A 15,762-nucleotide genomic window follows, 5' to 3' on the forward strand; every position below is an offset into this window, starting at 1 on the left:
TTAAAAAGGGTCGCCATCGCGCGATGGCAACCCCTTTCAAATCAAGATGGTTCTCGAAATGCCTGTTCCCGGATAGTATTTACATACGGATGCCCCGTCTCCTCCAACCAGCTCAAAATGCGGTCTCGCATCAATGCGGCCTGCGCGCGATCTCGATACGCAAGATTGTGTTCCTCATGGGGATCATCCGCCAAATTGTAAAGCTCGTCCAAATCGCGCACATCACCGCTCAGAGACTTCCAATTCAGCACAAACTTCCACGATCCCTGCCTGAGCATCACACCGCGATTTATCAAATCCGTAAAAATTTCTTCCCGCGCGACATCGCGCTCGCCCTTCAAAACATCGCTTATACTTTCACCATCCACTCCCTCGGGAATATCCATCCCCACCAGATCCAGTATCGTGGGCATCACATCCACACTGCTATTCAAAGAAGTATTCACAGACCCCGCTTCAATGCGCCCGGGCCACCGCACCAAACACGGCACCTTCATCAACGTATCGTAGCCACAATACGGCAACTTGTACACCATGCCAAACTGCCCCACCATATCGCCGTGATCCGACACAAACATCACAATCGTATTCTCCGCCTGACCATTGGCATCCAGCGCGTTGAGCACCCGCTCAATTTGTGCGTCGATATAACTCACATACCCCCAATAACGCCGGATATAGTCCCGTACCTCCTCTCTCGACCAGACATCGCGCACATAAGTGCGATCGCGACCCGATTGAAAACGCGGCTTATCCTCCAATGGCGCATCGTAATTATCGGGCAGAGGCACATCGTCCAAATCGTACATTGAATCCCATGGCTCGGGTGGACAAACGGGCGCATGCGGTCCGTAAAAAGACAGCACAGCGCAAAATGGATTATCCCGATTGGCATTGAGAAACGACACCATCTCATCGGCAAAAAAGTGCGCCATGTGGTGATCCTCCCCCAACAAACTCACGTTGTGCTCCCGATCTGGGGCACTCGGCGCTGCATGGTGATTGCCCACGCGGGGCGAATTTTTAACCTCATCGGGCAAATCGGTCGTCTGCAAATACGCTTTGAAATGCTTCCAACCCCCAACCCAGTGATCAAATCCACTCCGGGGTTCATCCTCTCCCGTACCGCCTTCCACATCCACAAACTCAAAATCGCGCGTACTATCTACCCGCTTCCTGACCCAGCAATTGTCAAACGGACCGCGTTCCGCAATCCCGCGATACATCTGCCCCCCCAAATGCCACTTGCCAATCCACGCGGTTTGATAGCCCGCATCGCGAAATAGATTACCTATTGACGGCAACGCATCGTCCAATTCCACATCGTTAATCACCACCCCGTGGTTGTGCGAATAGCGCCCGGTCAAATACGTCGCTCGAGACGGCGTACACGCAAACGCCGCAATATAAAAATTGTCAAACCGCATGCCTTCGCGTGCCAGGCGGTCTTGCGCGGGTGTTTTAACAACCGAATTGCCATAACAACCGATCGTCGATACAGGTTGCTGATCCGTCATAATCAAAAGCACATTTGGACGATCACTGGACATTGTAATCCCCTCTCTCTACACCAAAAACTTCAGGCAAACGGGCATGGGCACTTCCGCGACATGCCCGGTCTCTGTCAATTTCCCGGTCTCTCGGTCGATGGCAAAAGAAACAATCGTATCACTGCTTTGATTCTCCGCCAGCAAGAAATTGCCATCGGGCGAAAGCGCGATATTGCGAGGCGTTTCTCCACCAGTGGAGTGAATATCGACCGGCGTCAAGTGACCGCTGGACTCGTCAACCGCAAAAATGGCGACACTATCGTGACCGCGATTTGACCCATACACAAACAGACCATCGGATGAAACGTGAACATCCGCTGTATGACTCGTATCTGAAAAATCGCCGGGCAATGTAGCAATGGATTGCAACTCGGTCAACGCGCCCGTCTCCGCATCACAGGCATACGCATTGACAGTATTGCCTATCTCATTGATCAGATAGGCGTATTGTCCTCCGGGATGAAACGCAAAATGGCGCGGTCCCTCACCGGGCGCCACAGAGACGGATGGCGGATCATTCGCAATGAGTTTGCCGTTTTCGAGATCAAGCTCAAAAATCAACACCTTGTCCAAACCGAGATCGGCGACATAAACCCGTTTGTTATCCGGCGAAATATTCGCAGAATGGGCGTGGGGACCTTGCTGCCGTTGCGGATTGACACTACTGCCCTCGTGCTGAATAAAATCCGACGCTTCGCCCAACGCACCATCTTCCCTAATGGGCAACATACAGGTGCTACCCCCACCGTAATTTGCCACTACAGCATAGCGACCCGTCGCGTCGATATTCAAATGACAGGGACCAGTGCCTACTGTCGATTGCCGGTTGATAAACGCGAGATCTGCGGCTTCTGCATCAATGGCATAAGCGCTAATCGCCCCCGCGCTCTCGCCATTGTATTCACTGATCTCATTGACCGCATAGAGAAACCGCCCATTGGGATGAATGGCGAGAAATGTCGGATTCTCACTCTCGATGCTATTAGCCGGAGTGAGTTCACCGGTCTCGGTATTGAATCGGTGAACGTAAATACCTTTACTCCCTGTGCGTGTATAGGTACCAATAAAAGCGATGATATTGCTCATGGAAAATCTCCTTTAATTACTCAAAATATCGACGACCATATCGCCAAAATCACTGGTCGAAAGAACATTCTTGGGATCGGTTATCTCTGAGGCGAGTTCAGAAGTGGCATATCCTCTCTCGAGAATATCGAACATAGCGTTCCACAAAGCGTCTGACTCCTCTTTGAGGCCCAGACATTTATCCAGCAAAAATGCAATACTGCCAATCATAGAATAGGGATTGGCGATATTTTGACCCGCGATATCGGGTGCCGAGCCGTGCGCCGGTTCCACATAGCCCTTTTCGGGTCCCATACACGCCGAAGGCATCAAACCGAGAGAACCGAGCAAACCACCCGCCTGATCGGTCAAAATATCGCCCTGCATATTTTCCAAAAGCATAACCCCATTGAATTGCGTGGGATCTCTGACGAGTTGAAAAGCTGCGTTATCGACGATAATCGACACGTATTCGACATCGTCGTATTCTTTTGCCATATCTTCGATAATCGCGTCCCAAAGCCGGGATGTCGCCAGCACATTCGATTTGTGGACATGGGTCATCCTGGCACCGAGACGTCGGGCTTCGTCAAACGCAACCGTTCCAATCGCGCGCACCTGCTCTTCGGTATAAATGCAATCGTCGCGCGCGTATTTCATACCCGTAGCAGTACCTTCTTCTTTATCCCCAAAATAAATACCACCCACAAGTTCTCGAATCATGAGAATATCAATACCCTCTCCAATAACGCTATCGCGCAAAGGAGAAAATGACGCGAGAGATTTGGGCAACCTGACCGGGCGATAATTGGCATACGTATTAAAACGCTTTCGCAAAGGCAGAATAGCACCGAGTTCCGGACGCAACTCCTGTGGAATTTTCTTCGTCTCTTCAATGGAAAGCCCCACCGGACCTTTGATAATCGCGTCTGCCCGATCACACAGGGCTTTTGTCTCATCGGGAAACGGACTGCCCTCGTCAAAATACGACGCCGCACCAAAAGGCGCGTATTCCAGCACAAACTCGTGATCGAACTTCTTTTCAATCGTGCGAAGAGCTTTAATCCCCTCGCGCATAATCTCGGGACCAATGCCGTCGCCTTCAAGCACGGCGAGGGTCTTTTTCATGGCAAACCTTTCTGTTTAATTAAAAATTAAAAATTAGTGGTCTTCACACTTCATACTTCACAGCCTTCCTCTTTCATCTGCGTTCATCTGCGTCATCTGCGGATCACACTTCACAGGGCCGCCCCTCTATCTAAAATAAACGTACAATCCGAATGTGTCTGTAAAAAACTCGCCGGACAGGATGGATGTGGAACACCTTGAACAGCGCTGGCAATCGCTCCCGCCTTATCCGTACCCGTCGCCAGAAGAAGAATCCGCCTCGCCTCACAAATCGTGGCAATCCCCGCGGTGAGTGCCTGTTTGGGCACATCTTCAATGCGCTCGAAAAAGCGACTATTCGCCGCAATCGTACTCTCGGTCAAATCGACCAGACGGGTGCGAGAATCGGGCGCACTACCGGGCTCGTTAAAAGCAATATGTCCATTGCGACCAATGCCCAGCAACCACAAATCCACACCGCCACACGCCCGTATCCTGTCCTCAAAAGCCTCGCACTCGAGATCGGCATCCACTGCCCTGCCATTGGGCACATGCGTATTCCACAGTTGAATATCAGTACCGTCAAAAAACGTGCGATTCATAAAATGGCGATAACTCTGCGAATGCGTGCCATCAAGCCCCCAGTACTCATCGAGATTAAAAGTAGTCAAACGCGAAAAACTCAGCCCCTCCCGATTCACCCGCCTGAGTTCGGCATACGTCTTCACCGGCGTTGATCCCGTTGCCAAACCCAGTACTGCATTTGGCTTCTGGCGAATAAGCGCGACAATTTCCGATGCGGCGATGCGAGCCACATCGTCGGGCGTATCGCAAATTTTCACTTGAATAGGCATAGAATCAGAAATCACGCTCGGCGCAGCACCTGGCCGGGCAACGCGCCTGTTGGTTCCCCATTGGCAATGACGGACTGGCCATTGACAAAAACGTGCGAAATACCGACTGGCGGCAGCGTGGGATTTTCAAAAGTAGATCTCGCAGCCACCGTATCGGGATCAAAAACAACGAGATCAGCGGCTTTGCCCACAGCGAGTTCGCCCCGGTCGGGAATATTGAAACGCCGCGCGGGAAAACCGCTCATCTTGTAGATCGCCTCCTCAAAAGTCAGCAACTCGCGCTCGCGCACAAAATGACCCAGCACGCGCGCAAAACACCCAAAACCCCGCGGATGCGGATGCGGAATATTAAAAATGCCATCGCTGGCAATCATCATACGCGGATGAGTGGCTGTACGCGTCACAGTCTGCGCGGCGACTTCGGGATCAACCTGCCAGGGAAAAATAACGGCATGATCTTCGCGCTCCTGAAAAATCAGATCGTAGGCAAAATCTTCCAGAGATGTATTTGCCTTGGCCGCGAGATCGCACAGGCGTTCTCCCGTGTACCTGCCCGAGCCAGTATAACCCACGATTTGATCGCCGCGCCCGAGCCATGTCTTGAGTTCGGCCACGGACTCGGCGCGAATCTCTGGGTCTTCAAGACGCGCATTGACCTCATCCGGGCTACCTACCTGGAATTTCATAGGCAACATCATGTACAAATGCGTCATCCCGGCCGGATAGAGATAGGATTCAAAAGTCAGATCGATATCTTCGCGCTCGATTCTATCCAGCAAATCGGCATTCTCATCGTTGACTCGCTCGTGCGAGATGTGAACCGGGATATTTGCAGCGCGGGAAAGCGCGATCGTCTCTTCCCAGGCGGCAACGCGCCCAATCGTGTGATAGCGCACGTGAGCCGCGTAAATACCCCCGTATTCCGCTGCAACTTTGCAAAGCGCAACAAGCTCCCGAAAATCCGCATTGGCACTCGGCTGATAATCGAGACCCAGATTGAGCGCGCCAGCCCCCGCCTCCATCCATTGGCGCGTGAGATCCGACATCTGTACAATCTCATCATCTGTTGCCGGTCGCGCATCCCACCCGCATGCAGACAGGCGAACCGCGCAATGCGGAACTTGTGGATACACATTTGCCGCGCTGTTATTGGGAAAAAGACTCAGATAATCCTCAGGTGTTTGCCAGCCAATCGGAATATCGACCTCGCCAACGGAAAAGCGCGTATATGTCCACAATTCGCGCGTGCGCTCGGGCGACAGCCCCGTCCACCCAAACCCATCGGGCGTCAAAAGCTGCGTCGTAATACCCTGCTGCACCTCGGCATAGCGATGAACACCTGTAAGCAGGGCAATTTCCGAATGAACATGCACATCGATAAAACCAGGACAGACGATATGTCCCGTCGCATCGATAACCGTATCGGCCTCTGCCTGAGACAAATCGCCAATGGCTTCAATGCGATCCCCGCAAATGCCAACATCTGCCTGAAAACCGGGCGTTCGGCCCGTGCCGTCAATCACTGTGCTGTTGCGAATAATGAGATCAAAAGTCATGTTCTACCACCTGTTGAGTTTGTGGCCATTGCCCGGGAAAAAAAGCGCATCCACAACAACGCCCAATGCAATACCGGCAATTTGACCAACCAGCATACCCAGGAACAAAGGCGCGATTTTGCGATAGTGTTCAAGACCGCCAAATTTGAGCACGAGCGTTTTGATCGCCCAGCTAAAGAAAATAGAAAATAAGCTACTCCGCAAGACGCCCGATGATGAAATCGTAAACCCAATCGGATGAAGCGGAAAGTGGGGAAAGCGATAGCGAATATAGAGCAAGATACCTGTAAAAACAGCTCCAATACCCAAAAAACGCATGCGATTCCAGTCTGTACTCATCGCTCCGGCGTGTACGCGGTTGGCGGTATAAGTCCACGACCCCACGGCACCATCAGCGGACCCATTAAAACTAACCACCCCAAAATTATAGCTGCCAATACCGTAATAACCCTGATAGAGGGTAAAAGCAATAACAGTAGTCGCGCCGATCAAGGCACCTGTGGCAATCGCGGGAACAAAAGCGCGGCGGCGTTCGGCGGGCACAACCGAGGCCAGACGAGGGACATGCGCAAGTGTTGTAATCGCAAAAGTTTTGGCATCGCAAAAAAATGTATAAGTCAGCCCCAGTGCAACAGCGCTCGGCGCCCCCATACCCGCAACACCAAGGACATGCCAGGTAAATGCCTGAGCGGTAATAGGACCGCGCAAAAAAACCAGACCACTCTCGGCGATAATATGTGCAAGACCCAGGTAAAGAATCAGCGTCGCACCCCAAAAGGTGAGTAAGGTAAGGACATTCATACCCGATTGCACGAGAAAGAAAATCGTGTACACACTACACAAGACCAGGATCATAAATGCCGTGCGATAGGATAAAAGCTCCCCCTCATCATCTATCTGCGCATTGCGAGACCACACCTTGAGCCAGACATCGCGCAAATGTGCGCGCGCCATCCACAGCCCCCACAGAACGAGAACAATAAAACCGCCAAAACTCTGCCACCCAATAGCAGGTGCCATAGAACACCACATATCGGAACCGCCAAAATCCAAACCAAAGCGATTGAAAATGCCAACCTGAAGAATCGCGAGCAAGTGAAAAAACCAGATGCTGTACAGCACATCTGATTTCGTGAAATAGGCAAATGCAATCGTCATCGGCTGGAAGAGAAACCACAGCGGTGGAAAACCGCGACCAATGGGGATATTGATCTGCCTCATAACATCCAGACGGGGCAATGCCGTGACAAACCATGAGGCGACATTCCAGCAAAAAACGCCAAAAATGAGTACAAATCCAATCTGAAAAAAGCGCGAGCGAACAAGGTTAGCAAACGCATCTTTTGAATCACCCGTACCCGTCAACTCGAGAAGTGCCGTAGCAATGGGAAAAGAGAGCCGTTCGTATTCCATCCACTGTTTGCGAAGGAGAATAACCACACAGAAATTGGCGAGAAATACAGCACCCAAAAAAAGGATCCAGCCGGGGAAAAGTGCGATCCACGCATCCCAGGGAAAAGGGGCACCAGGCGGCAGCCCTTCGTAAAACCCCGTAGCTGCAGCGCGGTCTGTCAGCACATTCCACTCGGTAAAATGTGGCCACAGCCTTTCTGCCCACATATTTTGCGTTGAAGCAAAATAAATGGGCGCAGTGACAACGCCGAGAAAATAACCCGAAAGCCACTCACCTTGCATATTGGCAGCCACCATGCCAATGCTACATATCGCGATGAGTTCAAAGGATGAGAGGCCCCTGAATCTGCGCGAAAAAAAATAGTTAAAAACGAGCAAGGCCAAAAAGGGAATCAAAAAAGCCACAGACAAATGGGCAAAATCCCCGCGGGAAGAACGCAGAATCAAGCTACTATACACAGGCCAAAAATTCACCAAAACAGATAAACAAAGGCCAATGATGATCGCGCGAATAGTCATAGGACACCGAAATATGAAAAACAAAAAAATGGGCGTCCATAATAACACTGAGAACAGCGTCGGTCAAGCTGCGTAATATTACTATTCCTATCCCGACACCTTGACAGGGGAGAAATGGCGACTTATCATGAGCGTCCCATCATTCATAGAGCAGCACACATAGCCGAGGCTTATTATGCGCCAAAATCTTTCGGGCATCCTGGAAGAAATGACCATTGACGATGTGCGATCACTCGCGCCCAATGTAGCGGTCATCCCAATAGGCTCCACCGAACCGCACGGACCTGCATTGCCCTATGGAACGGACAACTTTCAAGTGGAATACGTCGCTTATGGAGGCACGCGCAAAGCCAATGAAATAGGTGGCCGCGTCGTGTGTTTACCCACGCAGCGGGTGAGCTTAAACAACAACTTCCGCGCTTTCCCATTCGCCTGCCGCATGCAAGTCCCCACATTTATGAACCTGTTGAAAGACCTGGTGGCAATGTGCCGCGCGGAAAATGTACACCGCATAGTATTCATCAATGGTCACGGCGGCAACCCCGACGCCATCCGCGCAACACAGCGCGATTTGGCCGCACAAGACGGACTCTTCACCTGCTTGATCAGCACGGGGACCTGTGCATCGGAAGACGCAAAAGCTATATGGGAAAATCGCAGCGATCACGCAGGCGAAGAAGAAACCTCCCAAATCATGTTCTTGCGCCCCGACCTCGTACGCGAAAATCTAATAGCCAACAACCCTCCCCAGTATCCCAAATTGAAAACACTGCGAGAATTTGACATCCACTTTGTGCGCCCCTGGCATTTGTATTTGCCCAAATCCGCTGGCGGCGATGCCCGAAAAGCCTCAGCGCAAAAAGGTGAAACCGTCTTAAACTCAGCCGTGGAAGGAACCGGACGATTCCTGACTGAACTATCACAGACAGAGGACTCAGAGACATTTCCCTATTGAAAGGACCACAGCATGATCACCTACGACACACTCGGCATAAAACCATTTATCAACGCGAGTGGGACCATTACCACACTGGGCGGCAGCTTAATGCCAGATGAAGTGCTGGAGGCGATGTGCGAGGCGGGAGGATCATTTGTCGATTTGAACGACCTGCTCGTAAAAGCAGGCGAATATCTGGCAGACCGCATTGGCGTACCTGCGGCCTTTATCTCGTGTGGTGCAGCCAGCGGTGTACAATTGTCCGCAGCCGCGTGTTTGACAGGACCTGACATAGCAAAAGCGCGCCAGTTGCCGCATACACAGGGATGGCAAAACGAATTCGTAATCAGCCTGGTCGATAGCCATACGTACATCCATCAGGGCATTGAAGTCTGCGGCGGCAAACTCGTGCGGGTAGGCAGCGAACAGGCGGTAACCAGTGAAGACCTCATCGGCGGAATCGGCGAAAAAACAGCGGCTGTGGTGCATTTTCTGGGCAAACAAAGCAAAGAACAACTCGCAGAAGTCATCGCAGGCGCCGAAAAAAAAGGCGTGCCCGTCATGGTAGATGCGGCTGCACAGTTGCCTCCCCGCTCAAACTTAACCGAACTCGTCAAAATGGGTGCGAGCCTCGTGACATTCAGCGGTGGCAAGGGATTGTGCGGACCTCAAAATAGCGGTCTGGTCGTGGGAAAAGCGGATTGCGTAGAAGCCGTGCGGATCAATGCCAGTCCCCACTCGGCAATTGGACGCGGCATGAAAGTCGGTAAAGAAGAAATCCTGGGATTAATTGCGGCTATAGATCTGTTTTTAAACCGAAGCGATGATGAAGACCGCCAGCGTTGGCATGGACAAGCTCGCGTTGTTGTAGATACAGTCAAAAATATCGCAAACGCCTATGTGATGACCGAAGGACAGGATGCTGCGCCCGAATTTGCGCCCCGCGCATACATAGACCTGCCAGATGAACAGCGCGATGCCGTAATCCACGCGCTACGAGAAGGCGAACCATCAATTGTCGTACGGCGAAGTGCCAGAGGTATTTTGATCGACCCCATGACCATGCAAATGGGAGAAGAAGCCGTAGTCGCAGAAAAATTGCTGGAGGTATTGACATGATCGACGCGCATTTACATCTCACGCACAACGGCAGATCGGCTGAAGAAACCATCACACATATCGAAGCCATCGGCGCGGAAAAAGCCGTCATGCTACCCATTGAAGATGGCGACGACGAGTTTGGCTGGATGACCGAAGACATAGTAAAGGCACATCGGGATTATCCGGACACCATCATACCCTTCTGCCATGTAGATGTCACGCGGGAAGACGCCGTGACCGAACTGGAAAAACGCGCCGCCAGCGGCATTTTTAAGGGCTATGGCGAACAAAAACAGCACCTGCGACTGGACGATCCGCGACTGGAAAAAGTACTGGCAATCTGCAATGAGTTGAACTGGCCCGTAACATGGCATTTCCAGGAAGGCGCGCGAGGATATAACCAGGGGATTGAACACCTCGAAGTACTACTAAAAAAATTCTCCAATATTAAATTCATCGGCCATGCCCAATCGTGGTGGGCGCATATCAGCGCCGACGTACCCGCCCCCGAAGAGACCCTGTATCCCACGGGCGCGGTCAAACCCGGCGGCTTAATAGATCGGCTATTGGCAGACTATCCCAATATATTTGCCGATTTATCTGCGGGTTCGGGTCTGGGCGGACTGACGCGGGACGAGGACTTTACTGCGGGATTCCTGGCGCGGCATGGCAAAAAATTGATGTTTGCCACAGACTGTCCATGCAGAGATGGCAAAGGTGCAGGCCTCTCCCGCGGCGCGTGTTTCGCGCAATTGAGTCTCCCATTCCTCAAACGCATGCTCGCCCCCAACGCACTGGAAGATATTTTGCACAACAATGCAGTGATGATTTTAAATCTGTGAAGACTATCATACAGGGGCGTGGTTTGAAAAAAGTTTATGTATTGTTGACAATGGACTGCGAGACGGCCAGATCCGACGTGACCTCCCATGCCAGACGAATGTCGGGCAGTGGCCCTGCGGATTATCGGGAGAGTGAACGATCGATCTATTTTTACGTTGAGACAGCAAAGGCTTATGGGTTTCCGGTCACGCTTTTTGCGCACCCGGAGGTAGCGCTTGAGAACGCAGATCTGCTTCAGACGCTACAGGATCAGGGCGCGTGTTTGGGGCTGCATTTGCATCCATACAAGCTCAGAGGGGGGAGATACAAATACGATCTGGGCGCGTATTCTGCGCATGTGCAGCGCGAGATTATTCAAGAGGCAATGGAGATATGGGCGTCTGCGCTGGGCAAGGCACCCCGTTATTTCAGGGCGGGTTATTTTTCGGCCAATGATTGCACATTTGACGTGCTGCGCGAACTGGGATTTGTGGGCGGCAGTCTTTCAAATCCGGGGCGGGTTCTACCCGCGCACTGCAGTGTTTGGGCCGGTGCAGAGCCCTATCCTCACCGGGCGCATCTGGGATTTCGTTTGATTCGAGGAAATAGCGACTTTATCAATGTGCCGGTATCCGCAGCATTTGGCAGGCCGGTTGCCCAGGGCCATGCGGGCGAGCAGGGTTATGAATGGTCCTATGTCCCGCACACGTACGACCACAAGGCAATTATTCGGGATGTGCTAAATCGTTTCCGAACCGAAGATCCCCGGTTTGGCACCCTTGTGACAGACAGCCATAATGACCAGGATTATTCCGATCCCGGACATCCCGCAAGGCAGAACCTGGAGTTGATACTCAGATCGATTGGGGATTTCTGCGGACAGATGGAGATGATCCCCGTGGGGATTACGCTCGATGCCCTGTGTGAGCTTGTTCTGGCGGATGGGGATGCGTAGAGTGTCAATTATTAAATGGGAGAAAACCGTGCGAATCGATTCTCACGTACACGTATGGACAATGGGAGCACCACCCTTTACCCATAACGATGGCATGACCGCGCAACGGCCCGATTATCCGGGACTGGTGGAAAATCTCATCAAGTATATGGATATCAATAAAATCGACCGCACCGTGCTGATCCAGTGCATGTATCACGGGTATGACAATCGCTATATGTGCGATTGTTTGAGGCGATATCCAGATCGCCTGCACGGGGTGGCTCTAATCGATCCCCTGAAACCCGACGCGCCCAAAACACTGGCGCGTCTGCACCGGGATCACGGAGTGCAGGGAATGCGATTGTATCCGATTAAAGATCGGGATGCGTCGTGGTTATCAGACCCTGGGCAACATGCGCTTTGGGAGACAGCACAAAGGCTGGGCGTACCCTTTACATGGTTTGGACGCTGCCATCAGATTCCACTGCTGGAACCGATGTTGCGGCAATTTCCCGAGGTAAATGTAATAGTAGATCATCTGGGCGAGCCGATCCTGTCCGAAGGGCTGGACGGCAGTTTCGGGATCTTGCTGGCAGCGGCAAAATATCCCAATCTCTTTGTTAAAGCGACCCGGATTGATGGGATTTCCGAGCAACCCTGGCCGCACGAGGATGTGTATCCCTATGTCAGAGCCGTGTACGAGGCTTTTGGGCCTGAACGGATGCTGGGATGCACGGGATTTCCGGAAAATCCGCAACGTGGGGAGGCCGTTGGTTTTCGCGTGCTTGAAGAGATGGACTTTCTGTCAGATGAGGACAGAGCATGGATTTTGGGCAAGACAGCCGATGCACTCCACGACACATAGGGAAAAGACCGACATGAAAAGCGCGTACAAACCTGGGGATATCGAAAACGCCCGGCAAAATCTATCTCGCTACAGTTGGGCACAGGAAATCGTGAATGGCTGGGCGCAAAGCGTTGCATTTGCCATGCAACAAGATCGAGCGTTTTTCGAAACAATGATCCCCGAATTGACCCCCGGCACGCATTACGGTCAGAACTGCCCAAACTGCGTGGGCAAGCAATCGCTAATGGGTGGCGGACTCTTTGACTGGCACATTGACAGACCGGATGAAATTACCTGCCGCGCCTGTGGCGCAGTTTATCCCAACGCCCAGTATCCAGAGACCGGCGTACTGATATGCCCACGAATGGGACAAAAATTCACCTATTATGAAACGCCCGAAGAAGTGGCCGACCCCGAAAATCGCGCAAAGCACGCCCTCAAATGGCTTGGGGACCGCCCCACAATGACGAGCTTCAGCGGTCATATTCGAGATTGCAAAGTAAGCTGGGCACGAAGCCAGGCATTGACACTCGCCAAACTATACGCGGTAACAGGTGAAATTGGATACGCCGAGCGCGCGGTGTGGATCCTCGACCGAATAGCCCGGGTATTCCCGAACTATCTCTACCATTCCTACGACGGAAGTATTGCGGACTTGCCGCCTGCAGAGGTAGCCGCTAACATGGGCAAAGAAGAGGCCGAGGGTGGCCCTCGCGGAGGACGCTTTCCAAAAGATGCGATCTGCCACGCTTACGATTTGCACCAATTTGAGGATTATTCGACGATGAATAACGGATTCTGGGGCGCGGGCCGCATGAACGTCCATGGAAAGGGAAGCGATGCCGGAGCGCTATATGTATTGACCGTTGCCTACGACCTGATCCGCGATGCAGAGTACACGTCTGGTCGTCGTCTGATAGACCGGGATACAACGCGACGGATAACAGAGGACCTGATCCTCGCCGGATGTGCGGACATGATGCACTGGAATTCTCTAAGCAACAAGGGCACAGCGGTTTTCGTACTAAGCGCTGCGGTAGGAATGCTTCTGGATCACCCGCAAAAAGTTCGGCACGCGCTGGATGGCTTCAATCGGATGCTGGCGGAACGGTATCATCACGATGGTTTTTACTCGGAATCGCCATCCTATTCGGCTCACAATCTTTTCAACGTGCATGAACTGGCCGACTTGCTACACGGATATAGCGATCCCCCCGGTTATCAGCCAGAAAAAGGCGAGCGGATCGAGCAGTTAGACATGTTTTCAAGCGGGCGTTACCCTCTCTCCCTGCTATCTCTGACCAAAATGCTCGCACCCGGCAACCGCATGCCAGTGATTGGCGATACGCAGTACGATACCGAAGCGAACCTTCTCTCCGCTGAAATTCTCGCCGCGCGTCTCGGTAGCGCGTACGCTGGCTTACTGGAACTCGTTCAGGGAGCATCTTTATCCGAAAAAGGCGGAGAGTACGCGCTGTGGTACCGTCCTTATGATCTGCAATCAGAGTCAACGACACTACCCTTGCATACCGAGTGGTTCCCCGGCTGGCATGTTGGCGTCTTGCGCGGCGGTCGAGATGACACCGCGCTTTATTTAAACGGCAATGAGCACCAGTGGACCTTGCAAACCAGTCACCGGCAGCAAGATATCTTGAGCCTGAGCTATTACGCTTATGGGGAGGAACTCGCCTCGGATCGCGGTTATTTTTCTGGCAGCAGCCAGCAACTCCCAGACGGCCGCAGCGGACAAGTTTGGGTAAAAAGCAGTCTATCGCACAACCTCGTAGTAGTCGATGAGGAAGAGCAGAACAACACGGCTTGCGGTTCCAACCTGGAATTATTTGGCACAGCACCAGGCATTGAAGTCGTACAGGCCTCGGGCGTAAATGTGTACCCCCAGTGCCAGGAATATCGACGCACCTGCGCGATGGTGACAACGACACAGGGACAAACCTATAGTGTGGATCTTTTCAGGGTCAAAGGCGGACGGATCCACCAGTACAATTTTCACTGCAATGGCTCACCAACAGGCATGAACCCGGCAACGGCAACGCCGCAGGCAGTAACATTGGGAGACGCCTGGGATATATGGCTCGAAAATCCGCAGGCGATTGCACCCCAGGAACCGACCACATTTACATGGCAATTTCGGAATATAAATCTGGATCTGATGTTGTTAAATGTACCAAACCGCATTATTCTCGCAGATGCGCCCGGCTGGCGGGTTGGAACACCTGAGGAACTGGAAAAACCAGCGATCAGACAAATTTTCGCAGAAAACCGCGCCGAGGATGGCAATGAGACACTTGCAAGCCAGTACGCCGCTGTAATTGCGCCCTACAAAACCGGAAATTCTCCACTACTCAGCGCGCGGCTGCTCGCAGATGAGCCAGACGCCGGTGTTCTCGCAATTGAAGTAAAACTACCGGACCGCACCGATTATATTATTTTGACGAAAGACCAACAAGAGCGACAATTCGGTCCCGTAACCGCTGCCGCGCAATTCGCATTTGTATCGGTAAATGATCAAGGCGTGCAGGGCTATTTGCTAAACGGTACGGAACTGACGTGTGGCAATCTGAAAATTTCACTCACAGAGGCGAGCACCTCTCTGAAGGTACAGTCGGTGGAGAAAAGTGTAATTCATCTCGCAGAACCGTTACAAAACCCACAGGCAGTCATCGGCTCTTATTTACTCGCCGGAGAGTCACCCCAGACCGGTTTTGAAATTGCATCGGCCACAGAAAACGCGATTACCGTGCGGGACTATCCCGCGATTACTTGCGACAAAATCAGAATCTTAAATTCTGCCCGGGCACATATTGCACCTTAAAATAGGGAGGGATTCACATGCAAATCTTCGATCAATATTCAGATATCCTGCAGCGGATTGAACAGAAAGGCTATCCATCCCAGGTACTCGGACATACGCCGGATGGATCGCCGCTGGTATGTCTCAGAACTGGAGGAGAAAAAACACCGGCTATTTTTATCAGCGCGGGCAGCCATTCGACGGAACAGGCCGGGGTCGGAGCGGCAATGGGACTTCTGGAC

At 52.3% G+C, this 15,762-nt stretch carries 13 protein-coding genes; 7 read left to right on the forward strand and 6 right to left on the reverse strand.

The genetic code is table 11. From position 1 onward, the window contains the following. Window positions 1-41: 41 nt before the first annotated feature. The 6 genes from OXG87_07620 to OXG87_07645 all read right to left on the reverse strand — a co-directional run bounded on the left by OXG87_07620 (window position 42) and on the right by OXG87_07645 (window position 7,992). Window positions 42-1,550, reverse strand: a complete 1,509-nt coding sequence (locus OXG87_07620; protein MCY3869411.1) for a sulfatase-like hydrolase/transferase — start codon at window positions 1,548-1,550, stop codon at window positions 42-44. A gap of 15 nt (window positions 1,551-1,565) precedes the next feature. Next, window positions 1,566-2,636, reverse strand: a complete 1,071-nt coding sequence (locus OXG87_07625) for a lactonase family protein (protein ID MCY3869412.1) — start codon at window positions 2,634-2,636, stop codon at window positions 1,566-1,568. Window positions 2,637-2,648: 12 nt separating this feature from the next. Beyond that, entirely contained in the window at window positions 2,649-3,743 is a 1,095-nt protein-coding gene (locus OXG87_07630) for an isocitrate/isopropylmalate family dehydrogenase (GenBank protein MCY3869413.1), read from the reverse strand. A gap of 110 nt (window positions 3,744-3,853) precedes the next feature. After that, window positions 3,854-4,576, reverse strand: a complete 723-nt coding sequence (gene nagB, locus OXG87_07635; GenBank protein ID MCY3869414.1) for a glucosamine-6-phosphate deaminase — start codon at window positions 4,574-4,576, stop codon at window positions 3,854-3,856. Between the two features lie 11 nt (window positions 4,577-4,587). Continuing rightward, window positions 4,588-6,132 carry a D-aminoacylase gene (locus OXG87_07640; GenBank protein ID MCY3869415.1) on the reverse strand — a complete coding sequence of 515 codons (1,545 nt, stop codon included), beginning with the start codon at window positions 6,130-6,132 and terminating at the stop codon, window positions 4,588-4,590. 3 nt (window positions 6,133-6,135) lie between these two features. Next, window positions 6,136-7,992: a hypothetical protein gene (locus tag OXG87_07645; protein MCY3869416.1), complete on the reverse strand. Its 1,857-nt coding sequence runs from the start codon at window positions 7,990-7,992 to the stop codon at window positions 6,136-6,138. Window positions 7,993-8,239: 247 nt separating this feature from the next. Here OXG87_07645 and OXG87_07650 point away from each other — a divergent pair, with 247 nt between their 5' ends. From OXG87_07650 to OXG87_07680, 7 genes are all read left to right on the forward strand, one after another. Further along, window positions 8,240-9,019, forward strand: coding sequence for a creatininase family protein (locus OXG87_07650; protein MCY3869417.1), 780 nt, complete (start codon window positions 8,240-8,242; stop codon window positions 9,017-9,019). 12 nt (window positions 9,020-9,031) lie between these two features. Further along, the gene (locus OXG87_07655) at window positions 9,032-10,120 is read left to right on the forward strand and encodes a hypothetical protein (protein ID MCY3869418.1); all 1,089 of its coding nucleotides are present in this window, start codon (window positions 9,032-9,034) and stop codon (window positions 10,118-10,120) included. Continuing rightward, window positions 10,117-10,944 carry an amidohydrolase family protein gene (locus OXG87_07660; protein MCY3869419.1) on the forward strand — a complete coding sequence of 276 codons (828 nt, stop codon included), beginning with the start codon at window positions 10,117-10,119 and terminating at the stop codon, window positions 10,942-10,944. Before OXG87_07655 ends, OXG87_07660 begins: the two co-directional genes overlap by 4 nt. Before the next feature lie 23 nt (window positions 10,945-10,967). Next, a complete protein-coding gene (locus OXG87_07665; GenBank protein ID MCY3869420.1) occupies window positions 10,968-11,879 on the forward strand; it encodes a polysaccharide deacetylase family protein in 912 nt (303 codons plus the stop codon). A 28-nt stretch (window positions 11,880-11,907) separates the two neighbouring features. Further along, entirely contained in the window at window positions 11,908-12,726 is an 819-nt protein-coding gene (locus tag OXG87_07670; GenBank protein ID MCY3869421.1) for an amidohydrolase family protein, read from the forward strand. Next, window positions 12,707-15,541 carry a heparinase II/III family protein gene (locus tag OXG87_07675; protein MCY3869422.1) on the forward strand — a complete coding sequence of 945 codons (2,835 nt, stop codon included), beginning with the start codon at window positions 12,707-12,709 and terminating at the stop codon, window positions 15,539-15,541. Before OXG87_07670 ends, OXG87_07675 begins: the two co-directional genes overlap by 20 nt. Window positions 15,542-15,558: 17 nt before the next feature. After that, window positions 15,559-15,762, forward strand: a 204-nt coding sequence (locus OXG87_07680) for a hypothetical protein (protein ID MCY3869423.1), incomplete at its 3' end; no start/stop codon positions are given.

The organism is Gemmatimonadota bacterium, assembly GCA_026706845.1.
In the GTDB taxonomy this organism is placed as follows: Bacteria; Latescibacterota; UBA2968; order UBA2968; family UBA2968; genus VXRD01.